Origin of the sequence: Flavobacterium anhuiense (genome assembly GCF_004151235.1) — a bacterium.
Classification (GTDB): Bacteria; Bacteroidota; Bacteroidia; order Flavobacteriales; family Flavobacteriaceae; genus Flavobacterium; species Flavobacterium anhuiense_A.
The window spans coordinates 587,604-607,887 of sequence record NZ_JUIV01000001.1 but is presented as its reverse complement, the minus strand read 5'-3'; the positions used below and the strand labels follow the sequence as shown (position 1 = coordinate 607,887).

16 protein-coding genes are annotated in these 20,284 nt (G+C 33.0%); 4 read left to right on the top strand and 12 right to left on the bottom strand.

Going from position 1 to position 20,284, the window contains the following annotated elements; genetic code table 11:
* Positions 1–170 precede the first annotated feature (170 nt).
* Positions 171–992 (top strand): UDP-2,3-diacylglucosamine diphosphatase, encoded by an 822-nt coding sequence (locus NU08_RS02610; RefSeq protein ID WP_129745725.1) that lies wholly within the window; start codon positions 171–173, stop codon positions 990–992.
* 139 nt (positions 993–1,131) lie between these two features.
* Positions 1,132–1,629 (top strand): hypothetical protein, encoded by a 498-nt coding sequence (locus NU08_RS02605; RefSeq protein ID WP_129745724.1) that lies wholly within the window; start codon positions 1,132–1,134, stop codon positions 1,627–1,629.
* A gap of 183 nt (positions 1,630–1,812) precedes the next feature.
* Here the strand turns inward: NU08_RS02605 and NU08_RS02600 are convergent, their stop codons facing one another.
* From NU08_RS02600 to NU08_RS02570, 7 genes are all read right to left on the bottom strand, one after another.
* Positions 1,813–2,238 carry a protease complex subunit PrcB family protein gene (locus NU08_RS02600; protein ID WP_129745723.1) on the bottom strand — a complete coding sequence of 142 codons (426 nt, stop codon included), beginning with the start codon at positions 2,236–2,238 and terminating at the stop codon, positions 1,813–1,815.
* 15 nt (positions 2,239–2,253) lie between these two features.
* A complete protein-coding gene (bshA, locus tag NU08_RS02595) occupies positions 2,254–3,399 on the bottom strand; it encodes an N-acetyl-alpha-D-glucosaminyl L-malate synthase BshA (protein WP_129745722.1) in 1,146 nt (381 codons plus the stop codon).
* Positions 3,400–3,644: 245 nt separating this feature from the next.
* The gene (locus tag NU08_RS02590; protein ID WP_111365999.1) at positions 3,645–4,127 is read right to left on the bottom strand and encodes an ABC transporter ATPase; all 483 of its coding nucleotides are present in this window, start codon (positions 4,125–4,127) and stop codon (positions 3,645–3,647) included.
* 86 nt (positions 4,128–4,213) lie between these two features.
* Positions 4,214–5,005: a (Fe-S)-binding protein gene (locus tag NU08_RS02585; protein ID WP_129745721.1), complete on the bottom strand. Its 792-nt coding sequence runs from the start codon at positions 5,003–5,005 to the stop codon at positions 4,214–4,216.
* A 143-nt stretch (positions 5,006–5,148) separates the two neighbouring features.
* A complete protein-coding gene (locus NU08_RS02580) occupies positions 5,149–6,486 on the bottom strand; it encodes a (Fe-S)-binding protein (protein ID WP_129745720.1) in 1,338 nt (445 codons plus the stop codon).
* Positions 6,487–6,492: 6 nt separating this feature from the next.
* Positions 6,493–7,458: an MlaD family protein gene (locus NU08_RS02575; protein ID WP_129745719.1), complete on the bottom strand. Its 966-nt coding sequence runs from the start codon at positions 7,456–7,458 to the stop codon at positions 6,493–6,495.
* Positions 7,459–7,508: 50 nt separating this feature from the next.
* On the bottom strand, positions 7,509–8,633 hold the full coding sequence (locus tag NU08_RS02570) for an N-acetylmuramoyl-L-alanine amidase (RefSeq protein WP_129745718.1): 1,125 nt from the start codon (positions 8,631–8,633) through the stop codon (positions 7,509–7,511).
* An 82-nt stretch (positions 8,634–8,715) separates the two neighbouring features.
* Between NU08_RS02570 and NU08_RS02565 the strand changes: the two genes are divergently transcribed.
* Positions 8,716–11,418, top strand: a complete 2,703-nt coding sequence (locus NU08_RS02565) for a putative LPS assembly protein LptD (RefSeq protein ID WP_165352392.1) — start codon at positions 8,716–8,718, stop codon at positions 11,416–11,418.
* Between the two features lie 28 nt (positions 11,419–11,446).
* Positions 11,447–11,827, top strand: coding sequence for a RidA family protein (locus NU08_RS02560; protein ID WP_129745716.1), 381 nt, complete (start codon positions 11,447–11,449; stop codon positions 11,825–11,827).
* On the opposite strand, the gene NU08_RS02555 is transcribed toward NU08_RS02560, so the two are convergent.
* The 5 genes from NU08_RS02555 to NU08_RS02535 form a co-directional block, all read right to left on the bottom strand.
* Positions 11,808–12,182, bottom strand: coding sequence for a methylglyoxal synthase (locus NU08_RS02555; RefSeq protein WP_053470300.1), 375 nt, complete (start codon positions 12,180–12,182; stop codon positions 11,808–11,810). The genes NU08_RS02560 and NU08_RS02555 overlap by 20 nt on opposite strands.
* Positions 12,183–12,192: 10 nt before the next feature.
* Positions 12,193–13,044 (bottom strand): N-acetylglucosamine kinase-like protein, encoded by an 852-nt coding sequence (locus tag NU08_RS02550; RefSeq protein ID WP_008468817.1) that lies wholly within the window; start codon positions 13,042–13,044, stop codon positions 12,193–12,195.
* 131 nt (positions 13,045–13,175) lie between these two features.
* Positions 13,176–14,180 (bottom strand): type I glyceraldehyde-3-phosphate dehydrogenase, encoded by a 1,005-nt coding sequence (gene gap / locus NU08_RS02545; protein ID WP_008468814.1) that lies wholly within the window; start codon positions 14,178–14,180, stop codon positions 13,176–13,178.
* A 95-nt stretch (positions 14,181–14,275) separates the two neighbouring features.
* Positions 14,276–15,262, bottom strand: coding sequence for a 6-phosphofructokinase (gene pfkA, locus NU08_RS02540; RefSeq protein ID WP_008468812.1), 987 nt, complete (start codon positions 15,260–15,262; stop codon positions 14,276–14,278).
* Positions 15,263–15,571: 309 nt separating this feature from the next.
* Positions 15,572–20,095, bottom strand: coding sequence for a translocation/assembly module TamB domain-containing protein (locus tag NU08_RS02535; RefSeq protein WP_242502473.1), 4,524 nt, complete (start codon positions 20,093–20,095; stop codon positions 15,572–15,574).
* Between the last annotated feature and the right edge of the window lie 189 nt (positions 20,096–20,284).

Below are 20,284 nucleotides of genomic sequence, written 5' to 3'. Positions count from 1 at the left end.
ATGTAAGTTTTATGAATTAAATTAAAAAATTTAAAACTGGTATTATTAACGAAACATTAAATGGGATAAAAATCACAATTTGGTAAAATTATCCTCTTTTTAATAACCTTTTAATAAAGTCAGATTTCACAGACTTTCTTTCATTTGTAAAACTTCAAATCAAGAAAAAATTGAAAAAAAGAAATGTCGAATTGGTCATTCTTTCTGATGTCCATTTAGGAACTTACGGAAGTCACGCTAAAGAACTAAACAACTATCTTTCAAGCATTAAACCAAAAACTTTAGTTTTAAACGGCGATATAATTGATGCTTGGCAGTTTCGTAAGTCTTATTTTCCAAAAGCACACTTACGCGTTATTCAGCGTATTATCGGGATGGCTTCTAAAGGAACAAAAGTGTATTATATTACTGGAAATCACGATGAGATTCTTAGGAAATTCAGCGATATGAATATGGGAAATTTTGCTCTGGTTGATAAATTGGTTTTAGAATTAGATGATAAAAAAGCCTGGATTTTTCACGGAGATGTGTTCGATGCCTCAGTTCAGCATTCAAAATGGATTGCAAAACTGGGCGGATTGGGTTATGATTATTTAATCTTAATGAACCGATTTGTAAATTGGTGTTTATCAAAGTTAGGCCGCGAACCTTATTCTTTTTCCAAAAAAATAAAGGCAAGCGTTAAAAAAGCAGTAAAATTCATTTCAGATTTTGAAACTACTGCAACTGATCTTGCTATCGAAAAAAATTACGATTATGTGATCTGCGGTCACATTCATGAACCAAAAATCATGACTAAAGAAAACAAACACGGTTCTACTTTATATCTTAATTCTGGAGACTGGGTAGAAAATTTAACTGCTTTAGAATATCATAAAAAGCGATGGAAACTGTTTTCTTACAAGGCCAGCAATTTTGCAGAAGAAGAAAATCTCCTAGAAATGGAAGACATTCTTACTTCCCAGCTAATTTCATCAATAATACTAAAATAAAAGCCTTACAAAGAGCTTTTTAAGAATTTTAACTGTCAAAATTTAGAAAAATGTAAATTATGTAACAATTTTCAAAAATATTATACGTTTTGTATTTGACTGTAATAATACATTTGAAAAAATTTAATTTACCATTTTTATGAAAAAGATACTATTATCTGCCATTATGCTTCTTGGTTTAGCATTTACGGCTCAATCACAAGAAATTTCGAAACACGCTTTAGGATTACGTCTGGGAGACAATAACGGATTTGGGGGAGAAATATCATATCAATTAGGATTAAGTCAAAAAAACAGACTTGAATTCGATTTGGGATGGAGAAACAGCAGAGATGTAGATGCAATTAAAGGAGTTGCTCTTTATCAATGGGTTTGGAACATTGAAGGAGGATTTAACTGGTATGCTGGTGTCGGAGGAGGACTAGCTGCTTGGGATCACGATTACTACAACAATAATTACAGATATAATGATAGTGGAACTTATGTTTTTGCTGCTGGTGATATCGGTATTGAATATAGATTTAAAGAAGTGCCGCTTACTTTATCATTAGACGCAAGACCAGAAATTGGTTCAGGTTATTATGATGATGACAATTTCGGATTTGACGTTGGTTTAGGTGTCAAATTTAGATTCTAAAATAAAATTAAAAAATAATTGTAAGAAGAAGCCTGTCGTTTAAAGCGACAGGCTTTTTTTATGGCTTTCAAAAAAAAATTAAAAAAGGGTTTCGACTCCACTCAGTCTGACAAACTTTGGAATCGCTTCCAAAAAACAATCAATATCAGACTGAGCGGAGTTAAAGCCTTCCCTTTATAAATTTTATTTAATAATAATTTCTTTCTTAGAATGGATTTTTACAACCGTATAAGGATATGAAATCACCTGCAGGGTCATTGCATCTTTTGGAGGATTGTTTTCTTTTACAGTTATGATGATATTTTTATCTGTTTCTTCCACCTTTTCAACATCGATGGTATAACCGCTTGTATTTTTTTCACCCATATTCAGAATTACATAATTATAATCTTGAACATCCGGATCTTTCATTTTATGAGCCAAATTCGGATCATTTTCAAGCATTTTGATTTCATTTGGTTCCGTCAAAATTTCGAAAAATTTAATATTCCCACCACCGTCAGACTGCGTTGTCAAAACCTCATACAGCGATGCGTTTGAATTTTCAACCTTCTTCACTCCGCATGAAACCAAAACAAAAACCGCTAAAACAGAAATTACTTTTTTCATTTTTATCCTTTTAAATTAGTGTTTTTCCAATTTGTAATCATCAACGGCTTTTTGGTATAGAGCCTCATATTTAGGCAATATGTTTTTAATATCAAATTTTCTTGCCACTTCTAATGCATTAGCCTTAAACTGATTTAAAACAGCATCATCTTTCAGTATTTTCAAAGCATTTTGCGCCATTTCCTCAACATTTCCTACATTACTTAAATATCCAGAAAAACCATCAAAATTAACTTCAGGCAAACCTCCAGAGTTACTTGAAATTACTGGAACGCCACAAGCCATTGCTTCTAAAGCTGCCAAACCAAAACTTTCAGTTTCTGAAGGAAGCAAGAATAAGTCGGTCATGCATAAGATTTTATCAATCTCGTGGCTATTCCCAAAGAAAATCACTTTGTCTAAAATCCCTAATTCCTGACATAACATTTCTGCTTTTTCTTTTTCAGGTCCATCACCAACCATCATTAGTTTAGCTGGAATTTCTTTCTGAACATTGTAGAAAATCTTAATGATGTCTGGAATACGTTTTACTTTTCTAAAATTACTGATATGGGTAATAATACGCTCATTTTCATTGGCCATTACATAACGATGGCAAGGGGCATTTGGGTCTTTCTTCACTTTATCCAACTCAATGAAGTTCGGAATTACTTTAATCTTATTCTTGATTTTGAATAATTTCAAAGTATCATCTTTCAAACTCTGAGAAACCGAAGTCACATAATCGGATTTATTGATACTAAAAGTCACCGCTGGTTTGTAAAACGGATGATTTCCAACCAGCGTAATATCAGTTCCGTGAAGTGTTGTAATCATCGGAAGATTTATACCTTCATTTTTCAGCATCTGTTTTGCCATGTAGCCTGCATAGGCGTGCGGAATCGCATAATGCACATGCAGAAGCTCTATTTTGTACAATTTCACCATATCGACCAACTTGCTCGATAAAGCCAATTCGTAAGGCTGATAATGAAATAAAGGATATTCCGGAACATTTACTTCGTGGTAATGAACATTCGGATTCAAAAGTGCCAATCTAACTGGCTGACTATATGTAATAAAATGTATTTCGTGTCCTCTTCTGGCTAATTCGAGACCTAACTCGGTGGCTACTACACCACTACCTCCAAAAGTAGGATAACAGACGATTGCTATTTTCATGGATTAAATTTAATTCTACGAAAATACTCAAAAATAGCGTTTAATTAACCGTTTAAATTGTTAGATTTTTGACAAAATTAGATTAACTCTGGTTGATAAATATTTTTAAAAATCACAATATTTGAACCAAACCTAACAGGTTTTAAAAACCTGTTAGGTTTCAAACTTGAAACTTGAAACCTGAAACCATAAAAAAAGGCACAAAATCTATAATTTCATGCCTTTTAAATATACTTTAAACACTCTTAGAAAAATCTACTGTGCCAGCTGTCAGCAGCAGGAACTTCCCAAGCTTCGTTAAATTCTTCGATATTGGTAACCAAATTATTAAATACAATTGTATTTGCCGTTACCGCTTTATCTTTAACCATTTTCTTGAAATCAATTAATGGTTTGTGTGCAATATGCTCTCCAAGTTTAAAAGTGACATTCATTTTATCTAATAAATCAACGTCATATTTCTTTTCTAAACTTTGGATAAACTCAACTGAACTATCTATAGAACATCCTGTTGCAGCTTGAACATCTTGATTCACAGCTAATATTATAAATCTGTTATACTTCAACAAATAAGAAGCCTCAAGACTTGTGCCATGCGCAGCCCATTGTTCTACAAAAGCTTTTAAATCAGTTTCTATTTCAGAAAACTCTTCCTCAGAAAATTTTCTGTTAGACTGGTAAATCCAAACTCTAGATTCACCTGGTAAATTTTCAAAAGGTATATACATTTTAATTTTAAATTTTAGATTGTCGATTTTAGATTTTTAAGATTCAATCTTAGAACCTTAGCATCTTAGTAACTTAGAACCTCAGATTACAAATCCTGCGCATTCGCAATTAATTCTGCAACATCAAGAACTTTAACTTGACCTTCTTTTTCTTTATTTTTAATTCCGTCTGTCAACATCGTGTTACAGAATGGGCAACCAGCCGCAATAATATCTGGCTGAGTTTCTAAAGCATCTTCTGTACGAAGAACATTCACTTCTTTGTTTCCAGGTTCAGCATCTTTAAACATTTGTGCTCCTCCAGCTCCACAGCATAATCCGTTTGCTTTAGAACGCTTCATTTCGACTAATTCAACGTCTAATTTCTGAATTAAATCTCTTGGCGCTTCGTAAACTTTATTTGCTCTTCCTAAATAACAAGGATCATGGAAAGTAATTTTTTTCCCTTTAAACTGTCCGCCTTCTACAGTTAATCTTCCATCATCAATTAATGACTTCAAAAATTCAGTATGATGAATAACTTCATAGTTTCCACCTAATTCTGGATATTCATTTTTTAAAGTATTAAAACAATGCGGACAAGCTGTAACAATTTTTTTTGCTTCATAAGCATTCAGAACCTCGATATTCATCATGGCTTGCATTTGAAACAAAAATTCATTTCCAGCTCTCTTTGCAGGATCACCAGTACAACTCTCTTCTGTACCTAAAACTGCAAAAGAAACATTGGTACGATTTAAAATTCGCACAAACGCTTTGGTAATTTTTTTTGCTCTATCATCAAAACTTCCTGCGCAACCTACCCAAAACAAAACTTCTGGCTGTTTTCCTTCGGCAAGCATTTCTGCCATTGTTGGTACTACTAAATTTTCTGACATTTCTCTCACTTTTGTTTAATCGGTTAATCGTAAAATTGTTTAATCGCTAAAAGCAAAATGACAATTCTATAAAACCGAAATATTATTTTAAAATCGATTAAACGGTTAAACGGTTAAACACCTAACCGATTAAACCTTAAATCTTAATTCTCGTTTTTCCAATTTAAACGGTCTTGCTGGCTGTATTGCCAAGGCGCACCATTGTTTTCAATATTAGTCATCATCGCGTTTAATGACATTGGAGCAGCACTTTGCTCCATAACCAAATAACGGCGCATATCCATAATAATAGACAACGGACTGATATTTACTGGACATTCTTCAACACAAGCATTACAAGACGTACAAGCCCACAATTCTTCTGGTGTGATATAATCGTTTAGTAAAGTTTTGTTGTCTGGAACAAAAACACCTTTATTAGCATCGATATTTTTACCAACTTCTGTCAAACGATCTCTTGTGTCCATCATAATTTTACGAGGAGACAATTTTTTACCTGTTTGATTTGCTGGACAAGAAGAAGTACAACGTCCGCATTCTGTACAAGTATAGGCATTCAACAGCTGAACCCAATTTAAATCCTGAACATCACTTGCGCCAAATTTAGCCGGATGTGCATTTTCATCAGCTGGAGCTGCCGCAAACGGATCTGCATTTGGATCCATCATTAATTTTACTTCTTTCGTAACTGAAGCTAAATTATCAAACTGCCCTTCTGGTTTTAAGTTTGCAAAATACGTATTCGGGAATGCCAAAAGAATGTGCAAATGTTTTGAAAAGTATAAATAGTTCATGAAAACTAAAATACCTGCAATGTGCAGCCACCAGAAAACCTCAAATAACAATCCAACTGTTTCATTAGAAGTTCCATTAAAAATCGGCGCTATAAATTGGCTTATTGGGTAACTTCCTGCTTTATGAAAATGAGAATATCCCCCAGGCACATTTTGCAAATGATAATCAGAAGCATTCATCAATAAAAACAAAATCATTAAAACCGTTTCAAAATACAGAATGTAATTAGCATCACTTTTAGGAAAACCAGTTAAATCTGAATGAATAAAACGTTTTAATCGAATAAAGTTTCTTCTAAGCCAAAAAACAGTAACAGCAAAGATTACCAGAATAGCTAAAATTTCGAATGAACCAATTAGAACATCATAAACTACACCTAAGTAAGGCGCAAAAATTCTATGCGTTCCAAATAACCCATCAATGATGATTTCGAGTAATTCGATATTAATAATAATGAAACCTACATATACAATAATATGAAGGATTCCAGCAACAGGGCGTCTCACCATTTTTGACTGCCCAAGAGCAATCAATGCCATGTTTTTCCAACGAGCTTTAGGATTATCTTTTCGATCTACATCGACTCCCAGATTAATATTTCGGATGATTTTTTTTACGCTCGCTGCAAAAAAACCGAAACCTGCTATAAGAAGTACTGCGAATAAAATATTATCTAAATAACTCATTTATCATTATTTTTTATCGGTTGAGTTTGTTTCTTCAGTTGGTGCTACGTATGGTTTATTTTTCTTTCCGAAAAGAGAAACGTTTACGTAACGAGTTGGATAAAGGCGAAGATCTTGCAATAACAATTCAAGTTCTTTCGAAGTTTTAGTCAGGTTGTTATACAAAGCCTCATCGTTAAGTATTTTTCCTGCTGTACCTTTTCCAGAGTTCAGATTGCTCATTAAAACATCTACTTTAGCTAAGGTCTGGTTCAAATTACGCACGGTTTTACCTAAATCTGCTTTATTTAATGAATCTGAAATTTTATTGAAATTACCAGACATCTTATTAAAGTTTGTAACCATTCCGTTAATCTGTCCTTTATTGGTATCCAAAATATTGTTTAGACTTCCTGAAGCTTTATGAAACTGTGTCATTGTCTGACTTAGTTCAGCAATTGTTTTCTTTAGATTTTCTTGAGTATTTTTATCTAAAGTATTGTTTAATCCTGTAACCAAATTATCAATATTCACAAGCATTTTATCAAGCTTCTGCTGAATTGGCTCAATTTTTCCGCCTAATGATTCTGTTAATCCTAATTCAACAGACGAAACTAATTTCTGTCCGTCTTCTGCCAATTCTTTATCAGCAAAATTTGGAATAATTTTAATTTGTTTCCCTCCAATTAAACTCGGAGTATAAATTGATGCTGTACTCGTTTTAGAAATTGGAAAATCTGTTTTAAGCTGAAGCTCAACCAATAATTTACCTGTAACTTCATCAATTGTAATTTTATTTACTTTACCAATCGCAAGTCCGTTAAGCGTTACTGGCGCTGAAGGCGATAAATCTTCAACATTATCATACTCAGCATATAATATTGTATAATTAGTAAAAAGGTCTCTTCCCTTTAAAAAACTATATCCCCAGATAAATAGTAGAATGGATGCGATGACTAAAATAGCCGTTTTAATTTCTCTTGTTAGTTTCAAAATTCTAAGTGTTTGTACAAAATTAATATAAATATTCGAACTTGCTCTTATTATTTAATTGCGTCCTGAATACTGATTTTTTCGCCATCTTTAGTTGCCACCAAAAATGCAGCGCCATATCCTTTACTTTTAGCTTCTTGCAAATATTTTTGCGCCGTTTCGTAACTTGAAGTTTCCTCGTAGAAATATTTATAAATATTATTTTCGTATACCATCGTAACATTTTTAAGCCCTTTGAAATTTTTAGGTTCTAAAGGTGTTTTTTTGATGCTTGCAATAAGCTGCACTTTAAAAAAAGTTCCTTTTGGCGCATTTTTAACAGCAGCAACTGGAGTATTTGTTTTTGGTTTTGCCTTAGTTGAAGTATCTCTTATGGGCCGACTGTCCTCTGACTCAGTTCCTGAACCAAAGTATTCTCTTTTATAACTTAAAATAGCTTCTGCAATTGCTCTCGCAATATCGTCCTGCCCTTCTTCTGAATTTAAAATATTTCCTTCTGTCGGATTAGAAACAAATCCTGTTTCAACCAAAACTCTAGGCATATAGGCTTTATGAAGCACCATAAAAGGCGCTTGTTTTACACCTCCATGACGAAGTTTTTTTCCTAGTTTTTCAAAGTTTTCTTCAATTTTAGTTGCCAGCGTAATACTATTATCTAAATATTCTTCTTGCATCAAGGTCATACCAATCATAGATTCTGGCGAATTAGGGTCGTAACCTTCATATTTACGTTTGTAGTCTTTCTCTAATGTAATTACGGAGTTCTCTTTTTTCGCAGCTTCAAGGTTTGATGCAACTTTACTTAAACCCATTACATAAGTTTCAGTTCCGTCGGCCGCTGTATTTTTATTGGCGTTGCAGTGAATTGAGACGAAAATATTCGAATTTGCTCTGTTTGCAATATTTGCTCTTTCGACCAAATCAACAAAAACATCTGTTTTACGAGTATAAATTACATTAACATTTGGATTTAGCTCTAAGATCTTCCCCACTTTCAAAACAATAGCTAAAGCAATATTTTTCTCGATTCGTCCGCTGTAAACAGCCCCAAAGTCATGATCTCCATGTCCAGCGTCAAGTGTTACCTTAAACACATTTGACTGACTTTGAGCACAAAAGGACGATATAGTTAGAAATAAAGTAAATATTACCTTAAATTTGTTAATTCTATTCATAAATCTAAAAGTTAATTTTAATAAAACGCAGCTGTTATAATTTTTAGAATTGATTATTTTTGCCAAAAAATTATATGTAAGTTTGACGTGTCAAAAAACAAGCCATAATTTTACAAAAATAGCATTTAAACCTTTGCATACAAACTTATTTAATATCGTTTTAATATCATTTTTCCTAACTATAGGTTGTGGTAATTTATACTCGCAAGAAATAAAAAATAAAAAAAAGCCTTTACCTGCTGTAAAACAAACAGATAAAGAAAACACTGCGATTACAGATACCATCAAACTAGATACTGTTAAACCAAAAAAGACTTTTTTGGACGGAAAAGTTAGATATAAAGCCAAAGATTATGCTAAAATTGATCAGAAAAAAAAGCTGATCACTTTATACAATGAAGCAGAATTATACTACAAAGATGTAGAATTAAAATCAGGTATCATTGTACTTAATTATGAAAAAGATGAAGTTTATGCAGGAAGAATTAAAGATTCTGCTGGCGTTTTAACCCAATACCCTAATTTCAAACAGGGATCAAGTGAAGTACAGCCTGATTCTATTCGTTTTAATTTTAAAACAAAAAAAGCTTTAATTTACAATTCAAGAACAAAACAAGGTGAATTAAACATTAAAGCCTCTGTTACTAAAAAAGAAAACGATTCTGTATACTTTTTAAAAGGAGCACGTATTACAACGGCTCAAGACATTGACAATCCTGAATACTACTTTCAAACCAGCAGAATTAAGTTTGTTCCAGGTAAAAAAATCGTTGCAGGCTTAACACAATTAGTAATTGCTGATGTTCCTACTCCACTTGCATTGCCTTACGGTTTTTTCCCTTTAAGTAAAGAAAAAAGCGTATCAGGTATTATCATTCCAAGTTATAACGATTCTAACACAAGAGGTTTTTCATTGCAAAATGGAGGTTATTATTTTGCTCTTAGCGACAATTATGACTTAACCGTACTTGGAGATTATTACACCAACGGTAGTTACGCCATGCGATTCGAATCGGCATATGCAAAGCGATATAAATTTAGAGGAAATGTCAATATCCGTTTTGAGAATCTAATCAACAGTGAACGAGGTTATCCTGATTACTCAAAACAAAGCATTTACAATATTCAGTGGTCGCATTCTAAAGACACAAAATCAAATCCGAATTCAACCTTTTCTGCTTCTGTCAACATGGGTAGCAGTAAGTACTTTAAACAGTCTATCAACCAAGCTAATATTGGCTCAAACTTAAACAACACATTAAGCTCTTCTATTTCCTATAATAAAACTTTTAACACTATTCCTGGCTCCCGTATTTCATTATCTGCAACTCACAGTCAGAACACCCAAACAGAAGACATTATTATGACGCTTCCGTCTTTACAAGGAAGTATTGACCGTGTATATCCGTTTGTTGGTAAGAATGGTGTAAAAAAAGGGTTAATAAAGAACATCAACTTACAATATAATGTAAGCGGTAAAAACTATTTCAAAACAAAAGATTCACTGTTTTTCAAACCTCAGATGTTTGATGATGCTCAATTAGGTTTACAACAGACCATTCCGTTGAGCACCAATTTTAAGATTTTTAAATATTTTAGTGCTGGAGCTTCTACAACTTATCAGGAAACATGGGTTAACAAAACCATACAGAAAGTTTACGATCCTGCCGCTGGACAAACGGTTAACAAAACTGTTAATGGTTTTGATGCATTCAGAACTTATAATTTCAGCACCAATTTAGGAACTACTATTTATGGTACTTTTAATTTTGGAGACGATAAAAGAATTCAATCTATTCGACACGTCATGCGTCCTAGCATAACGTATGCTTATACGCCAAGTTTTGAGAAATACTATGACACTTATGCTGTTGATGCTTCTGGAAGAATTACATCTGAGTATACCAGATTCGAAAATGGATTATACGGTGCCCCAGGAAAAGAAAATTCTAACATCGTTGGTTTTGCTTTGAGCAACACATTTGAAGCCAAAGTAAGAGACCGTGACAGCACAAAAACAGAGCCTAAAAAAATAATGCTGTTGAATAACTTAAACTTCAGTACAAGCTATAATTTCAATGCTGACGGAAAAACAACATTTGGATGGCAACCTGTATTAGTTAGTGGTGGAACTCAGTTTTTTGACAATAAAATGAATATGAATTTTGGTGCAACATTAGATCCTTATGCGATTGATAATGGAGGGAACAAAATTGACAAATTCAATATTGACAATGGAGGAAGTTTATTCAGAATGACAAGCGCAAACGTAACTGTAAACTATTCATTCTCAAATAAAGGAACTGGAAAAGAAAAAGACAAAAATACACAGAGCCAACGGAACGGTGGACGTAGCGATGATTTGTTTGGTACGAATACAGACTTAAATGACAGCCGTAACAGCCAATTTGCGAATGAACCTGAGAAGGAGGATGTTATTACAGAATTCTTTAATTCTAAAGTTCCGTGGGACATGACACTTGCATATTCGCTAACATATTCAAATATAAAAAGAGAGAGCACTATTTCTGGAAACTCTATCATGGTTTCTATTAATACAGACCTTACTCCTAAATGGAAAGCCGGAGTTTCGACTGGTTACGATTTTGTACAAAAAGGAGTTACCTTTACACAATTTCGTTTTGAAAGAGACTTATTAAGCTGGAGAATGGCCTTTAACTGGCAACCTTTAGGAACAAATTCTAACTGGAACTTCTTCATCGGAATTAAATCTGGTATGCTTAGCGATATCAAATGGAACAAACGTAGCGTTTCAAATAGATAAACTACTTTCGAATCAAAATAATTTCATTATGAAAAAAATCATTTTTACCGAGAAAGCTCCGGCTCCAATCGGGCCTTATAATCAAGCTGTTTTATCTGGAAACACACTTTATGCTTCTGGACAGATTGCAATCAATCCTGAGTCAGGAGAATTGATTACAGACAATATTAATGATGAAACTACTCAAGTTATGAAAAACATTGCTGCTATACTTGAAGCAGCTAACATGACTTTTGAAAATGTTGTAAAGTCAACTATTTTCATCATGGACATGAACAACTTTGGAGCAATAAATACCGTTTACGGTTCTTATTTTAACGAAAAAACCGCTCCAGCTCGTGAAACGGTTCAAGTGGCTTGTCTGCCAAAAAATGTTAATGTAGAAATTTCTATAATTGCAGTGCAATAGCATCTAATAATAATTGTGCCGTTGCTTCATTGGTTGCCAGCGGCACATTATGCACATCGCAAACGCGAATTAGCATATTGATATCTGCTTCATGCGGATGACTTGACAGAGGATCTTTAAAAAAGAAAACCATCTGCGTAATTCCTTCCGCTACTCTTCCTGCAATTTGCGCATCTCCGCCGAGCGGACCAGAAAGCATTCTCTGAGTTTTAAATCCAGCAGCTTCTGCTTTTCCTCCCGTAGTACCAGTACCAATTAGCCTTATTTTTTCATTGTGCAAAACAGCTTCATTTTTGATTAAGAAATCAATCAAATCTGCTTTTTTTCCATCATGAGCAATAATGGCAATTTCCATAAAACCAGAACTATTGATTAGCGACATGGTAAGCAATTAATCCATCAATAGGTCTTCTTAAAACATTCCCTAATTGAAGTTCATATTTGTTAAATGTCTCTTGTAATTCATCTTTCAAATAAAACGCAATAGATCCAACAAAATGCACTGGAACTTCTTTGCAATTATCAAATTGCTTGATGTAATTTTTAACGAAAGATTTCATTCCTTTGAAAATGATTTTTCTGCAGAACTCTGTATCTTTATGCTTAATCAAGAATTTAGCGTAAGTTGCTAAATAAGCGTTTGGGTTTGGTTCTTTATATAATTTATTTTTAATAAAATCTGGATCAACGTCGTACTCTTTTTCAAGTTCAACAGCCAATTCTTTAGGCATTTTATTAAAATAGTATTTTCTAATTAATTCTTTTCCAAAAACATTACCACTACAATCATCCATAACAATGTATCCTAATGATTGTACTTTTTGATGCAATGTTTTTCCATCAAAATAACTGCAGTTTGATCCTGTTCCTAAGATGCAAACAATAGCTTCTTCTCCTTTTGGAGTTGTTGCATAAACTGCAGCATAGGTATCTTCTTGAACATCTACAATTGCGTTAGAAAAATATTCTTGAAAAATTCTTTTCAACCACTCTTTCATTCTATCTGTACCACAACCGGCACCATAAAAGAATAAATGCGTAGCATTTTTTTTATTTTGTAAGATATCAAAACGGTCATTTAATCTTTCAATGATTTCTGGCTCGTCTAGAATTTCAGGATTTAATCCTAAAGTTTGTGTTGTGAATAATACTTTTCCATTATCATCTATCGCAATCCAATCGGCTTTAGTAGATCCACTGTCAACTATTAATTTCATTTGTTTAGTTTTTGGAATTAGGTTTTTCTATTTTTAATTTAAAAGTGTATTTTTTACATTAATTATAGAGGTAACAAAATAAGAAAATCCCGTTATTGTAAAGTAACGGGATTTTGCAAAAATATATATTATTATTTTAAACCTGCAATATGTACAGATAAATCAATTAATTTGCTTGAGTATCCGTACTCATTGTCATACCAAGATACTAATTTGAAGAAAGTAGAATTTAATCCGATTCCTGCACCAGCATCAACGATTGAAGTTCTTTTATCTGAGATGAAATCTTGAGATACAACTGCATCTTCAGTATATCCTAAGATACCTTTCATTTCATTTTCAGAAGCTTTTTTCAATACAGCTAAGATTTCTTCGTAAGTAGTTTCTTTAGCAACTTTTACAGTTAAATCTACTACAGAAACGTCAGCAGTAGGAACACGGAAAGACATTCCAGTTAATTTTCCATTCAAAGATGGGATAACTTTTCCAACCGCTTTAGCAGCACCTGTTGAAGAAGGAATGATGTTGATTGCAGCAGCACGTCCACCTCTCCAGTCTTTTCTAGAAGGTCCATCAGCTGTCATTTGAGTTGAAGTAGTTGCGTGAACAGTTGTCATTAAACCTTCAACAATTTCGAAATTATCGTGGATAACTTTAGCTAAAGGAGCTAAACAGTTTGTAGTACAAGAAGCGTTAGAAACAACTAAATCAGAAGCTTTTGCAGTTTCATGGTTCACTCCCATTACAAACATTGGAGCATCAGCAGAAGGAGCAGAAATGATTACTTTTTTAGCTCCACCTTTTAAGTGCTCACTTGCAGTTTCGATAGTAGTGAAGATACCAGTACATTCAGCAACAACATCTACATCAACTTCGTTCCATTTTAAGTCAGCTGGATTTCTTTCAGCAGAGATACGGATATTTCTTCCGTTTACATATAATTTTCCTTCTTTAACTTCTACAGTTCCGTTGAAACGACCGTGAACTGAATCATATTTTAATAAATAAGCTAAGTGATCTACGTCTAACAAGTCGTTGATTGCAACAACTTCTACATTATCTCTATTGAAAGACTCCCTAAAAACGATTCTTCCGATACGTCCAAATCCGTTTATTCCTAATTTTACTTTTGACATTTTACTAAATTTTTTGCTTTTGTTTTTATTACACTATTTCAAAGTCTAATTTCCTCACAATAAACTTCTTTTCTTTTTTAAACTTTTTATATTGATTATGTAGACATTATGTCTGACACTCTTAATAATTCTCTATCAATTTCTGATTTTCCTTTGATAGCTTGCTCAAGTGGAGTTAGAACCACTTTATCTTCACGAAGTCCAACCATGTAATTAGATTTTCCTTCAATTAAAGATTCTACTGCTTTTACTCCTAAACGGCTTGCTAAAACACGGTCAAAACAAGACGGAGAACCACCACGCTGCATATGTCCTAAAACAGAAACTCTTACGTCGTATTCAGGAAGGTTGGCTTCAACATAATCTTTTAATTCGAATACATTTTTACCAATTTTATCTCCCTCAGCAATAACCACTATACTTGATGATTTTCCTGATGCTTTACTTTTTTGAAGTGAATCTAAAAGGCGATCTAAACCTAGATCTTCCTCAGGAATAAGGATTTCTTCTGCCCCTGCACCAATACCTGCATTAAGAGCAATATGACCAGCATCTCTACCCATAACCTCTACAAAGAAAAGACGGTTATGAGAACTCGCTGTATCTCTAATTTTATCGATACAGTCTACAACAGTATTTAAAGCTGTGTCATACCCTAAAGTAAAACTTGTACCATAAATATCATTATCAATTGTACCCGGAATTCCCATTACCGGGAAACCAAATTCTGAATTAAAAATTAATCCTCCGGTAAAACTTCCGTCACCACCAATAACAACCAAAGCATCGACACCAGCCTTAACAAGATTCTCGTGTGCTTTCTTTCTTCCTTCAGGGGTTCTAAACTCAACTGAACGAGCCGATTTTAAGATCGTTCCACCTTTGTTTACAATATTATTTACGCTACGAGGTCCCATCTCTTTGAAGTCACCCTCAATCATTCCCTGGTACCCTCTATAAATTCCTATGCATTCTATATTATGATATGCGCAAGTTCGAACAACTGATCGTATTGCAGCATTCATTCCAGGTGAATCTCCTCCTGAGGTAAGAACACCTACTTTTTTTATTGTTTTTGGCATTATTTAAGTATTAAAGTGTAAAATTAGCAAACATTCAGCACTTTTCGGGTTACGATTATCATAAATTAATAAAATCTGTTAAATTCAAACGTTTTCGTTAATAAGTTTTTTCTAGGAAAAAATTTCATTAAAAATAATAAAACGCTATTTTTTTAATTAAATCGTCAAAATTAACAATACCCTAATGAAGTGTTATAAAAATCAGAATTTCCCGCTCACATGGAAAATTTTAAAAGAGTGCCTAAATTTAGCACAAAAAAAACCATTATGAGAATAATGGTTTTATAAAAGGTTATTTTTAACAAAGTGTTAATAATCGTTGTCAGGAATTAATCCTTGATTATTGCTTGGTGTATGTTCCTGTTCTTTTTTCTTCTTTTCTTCCTCCTTTTTCTTTTTCTCTTCCTCCTCTTTTGCTTTTTTCTTGTTTTTTTCTGAATCTTTCTTACTTGAGAAATTCATATACTCAGGAAGATATGAGTCTTGAAGATCATCATGAGAAGAACTTTTTACAGCTTTTTCTATTTTATGGTTTTTAAACAGCTTATTTACAAGCTCACTAAAAGTATCAAAATCTACCTCATAAGAGATACCCACACCTTGCGTATAACCAATTCCTTGTCCTATATAATTAATATCATTTTCTTTATTGAACAAACGAAGGTTCATTGTACCATCTTCATTTACACGATACAAAATTTCAATATCTCCAACAATCGCAGATTCATTTACACCTCCAACTGGAACTCCTAGTTTTCCGTTGATGGTAATTCTTTCATTAATTTGAGACGATATATTAGCCACAAACTGACCGTCAACCTCCTGCCCTGTTCTTCTATCTGCAGCAATGTAGTTTAAGTCGATATTTACTTTATCATTATCTGACTTAATAATGCCTCCTAATAAACTTGAAGCGGTTTCTGTCAATGTTCCAGAGAAATCTCCCTGGCTAAATCCGTCGGTACTCATAAACGAACCAGTCGATAACAAATAAAGAGCTTGTGTTTGGCGAATATCTTTATCATCCAGTTTATATTGTATCTCCGATTTTAAAACGTTACTTACCGATGGAAACTGAATATCGAAGTTAGGTTCTGGACTTGCCAAATCCCCTCTTAATCCAATAACCACCTCTACGGGAACTTTTTTGTTGAATGACGAAGTATTATCCAAAAGAACTGCTGGATTGGCTTGCGTTTTATAAACTGCTTCCAAATTCAGCTGGGCACGCATTGGGTTTCCTTCCCAAATAATCGAACCACCTTTTTTGACCGTAAACTTTTTATCGATAAGTCCGCCGTATTTAAAATTATAAGTTCCTTCGTATGCCTGAAAATCTCCCCACATATTAAACTTACCTAAAGTATTAATTTTAAACAAAAGCGATCCGTATCCTTTTCCTTTCATACCATGGCCCGAATTTCGATCTAGAATAACTTCTACTTCAGCATCTGGCGTAATATCAAAATCAAACTCCAACTCAAGTCCATTATAGTCTCTTGTTTTCTCAACAATTCCGTTCTCTAGATTGTACTTTTCTTTTGGCGTTACAAAATGAATCCAGCTGCTTTCTCCAACACTTTGCGTATTATTAATTGGAATCTTAACTTCTGTTCCTTTTTCGGACTTTGCATCTACCTTAATAAATAAACCGTCAACAGGACCTTTTATACTAGCAGTACCATTTATGAACGCTGTTCCGAAATAAGCGGCATCATCACTATCCTTTGTATCTAAAGCTACCAAACGTTTAGAAGTAATATTTAAATCTAATTTCCAGTCACCAAAATTATGATGTTCGATACTTCCGTTCAACAGACCTTTTGTACCGTATTTAGTATCAGTTAACTGATTATTTCTAAACAGGAATTTTTCATTAGTCAAATCGATAACCGTTCGATCACTTAATTCGTAATCGGTATTTAAGTACGGAATTGTCATTCCAGCTTTTTCGACATACAAACGTCCGTTGATTTCAGGTTTCTTCAAATTCCCGACAACAGCTGCATTTCCAGAAACAGAACCGCGCACATTTGACAGAACATCTCCACCGATAGTTCCTAAAGTAGCCAGATTGAAGCCTTCTAATTTCAGGCTCATATCCATAATCGTTTCTTTATTCTCTACAGCAAAAGTTCCGTTTGCTCTAAACGATTCGGTAAAACCATTCTGAATCGATGAGTTAACTGTAAACTTTCTAAAATATTCATCTCCAGAAATATCAAAATTAAGCGTGCCCAATTCAGTACTATTCATGACAAGATGATCAATTTTTATGGATGCCGTGGGCTGGTAAACATTCTTATTCTGTTTATAATTGACGTTTCCATTCAAATTACCATTAAATACAAATTTGGAATTTGCCGGGGTAATTTTATTAATATCAACATCCTCAAAGGTCAGTACGAGATCTTTATAATCTTTTCCTTTTATAACTCCGTTTAAATCAATTTTCTGGTTTTCATGAGATAAAACAATATTATCAAAATTGAAATTTTTAAAATATTGATCAATAACAATCTGATTATCTTTTTCTGCGTCTTCGTTTAAATACCAGATATAGTCTTTAAACTTCATTTCAGATTTTTTGATTCCGACAATATTATTTTTGTTTTTATCAATTGTATGATACAAATCCAGATTAAAATAATCTTCGCCTTTATCTCCGCCTTTAAACTCAGAGCGAACAAAAAGCGTATCATTTGCCGTAACATTAATCAAGTTAAAATCACGTATTTTATAATAAGGTGTCTTAATACTATCTAACTCGACATAAGCATTGTAAAGTGGGTTTTTATTATCGATATTAATACGTATGTTGTCAAATGTATTTTTGTCAGCCGTAATTTTTTTAGATCTGAAACGGAATTTAAATTCCTGCAAATCTGAATCTATTTTTCCTCGTACAACCGTTGACGAATCAATGTTTATTTCTGGATAAAGCATTTCAACCACTTTATCATAAACACGGAAATTGAAATTCAGAAATTGCCCTTTTCTAACTTTATAAGGTTTATAATTGGTATATAAGCTACCAACCGAATTCATGACCAATTTATCTAATTGATCAAATCTAAATTTACCGACAATTTTTCCGTCTACAACATCATTAGAACTTACTGTAATGGTTCTTAAACGGTCAGCATCAAAACTTGAGTTCAGATTTACTTGGTCAAAAACATAAGTAGCTTTTGGGTTCTGATATTCTGCATCATTTATAAAAATATCTCCTTGAAGATTTTCAATAGAATTCCCAGATAGTTGAACGACAACATCTCCTCTAAAGCGCGAAATAGAATCGCTTACAAACTTAAGTTTTCTTAAATCCGAGTTTTCTACATTAATATGAAAATCATAGCGATTCTCTCTTTTACTCAAATCCAACAAACCATCAAAATTTAAATTCAAATTCGGATCGTTTATGGCAATTTGACCTTTATAATAAGGAAGCTTAAAATTTCCGTTTACTACTATATTATTATAAGTGTATTTATTATAATCCAGTTTCGAGATGTCTCCTTTAATAACCGTATTCAAATATTTCTCAGTAAAACCAACTCCATCAACATCAAGATTCAAAGTCGTTTTTCCAATATCTTTTCTATTTAAAACCGAGCCAACATCAAAATTATCTAAAATAATATTTCCCGAATAAGAAGCCTTATCAATAAAATCCATATTATTTAAATGAAGATCTACTTGGCCGTTTCCTACATCTGTAGCGATTTTAAAAGCGGTTTCTAATGCTACAGTCGAAACTTTAGCTTTCCCAACAATATTAAATTTACCAATTCGCTTCATTTCTTTCGGAAGCCTTTTTCCTAAAACTCCAGGAAGCAAAATCACCAAATCATCATAACTAGAAAGCAGTTTGCTAAACTTTCCATCCATAGAAAACTTCTGTTCTTTACTGCCCAACAGATTTCTAAAATTGATTGTTCCATTAATTTTTGATCCGTTTGTATCGCTTAGTCTCAATCCTGTAAGCGTCATATTGTTCAAAGGACCGTCTAATTTGGTTTTCAGTTTAAAATGCTGATTTTTACCCAAACCATCATAAAAATGGCGAATATCATTGGTTGCAATAGAAGAAGAATCAATCAAAACATCAAATCGAACTTTATCTGTAAAATCAAGAAAATCTGATGGTTTATAATTTAAAATGGCTACACCATAAATAGAAGATCTTTTGGTTTTAATGGCCAGATTTTCAACTTTAATCTGTTTTTTGGTATAACTGAATTTCCCTGCGAAATTAGAAACATACAAACCGCGATGATCCATAAATGAAAATCGGTGAATGTTTGTATTTACATCTGGTCCGTACAATTTGAACTCGCTGATGTAAGCGTTTAATTTTGTAAAATCTAGGAATTTAGGAGTAGTTTTATTTTCATCAACAACAGAAAATCTTCCTTTTTCGATATAAGCGTTTTTAGCCGTCAGAAGAAAATGCTTGGTTGATTTTTTCTTAGGCGTATTCTCTACCTCAAAAGCTTGGATAAATTTATTGATATTATTTTCATCTTCACCTTTGTAGGTTTTCAAATTAAAAATCAAACCTGTCAAACGTAAATCGCCAAAAATTAAATCTCCGTCTAAGAGCCTACTAAAACTGGCAATATCAGTAGTGATGATATCCGAATAAATCATCGTTTTTTTATGATGATCTAGGATTGTCACTTTCTTCAATTTTACTCCACCAAAAATATTGATTGCCGTTTTTTCAACGTTAATATTAACCTTGTAATCTTCATTTAATCTGTTGGTAACATAATTAGCAATCTGTGTCTGAACCACAGGAAGAGAGAGTATGATAGCCAATGCTAACAAAAGTAAAATCAACCCAATTAGGGTTCTAGATATTATTTTCTTTACTTTTTTGATAGCTTCTTTAATTTTAGTTTTCTTTTAATTTATTTTGAACAGACAAAGAACGGCTGTTTTTGATAAAAATTCTTTAATTTTGGGGCACTGCTTAAATCAAAGAGATATAATCATTTGATTTGTCAAATATAATTC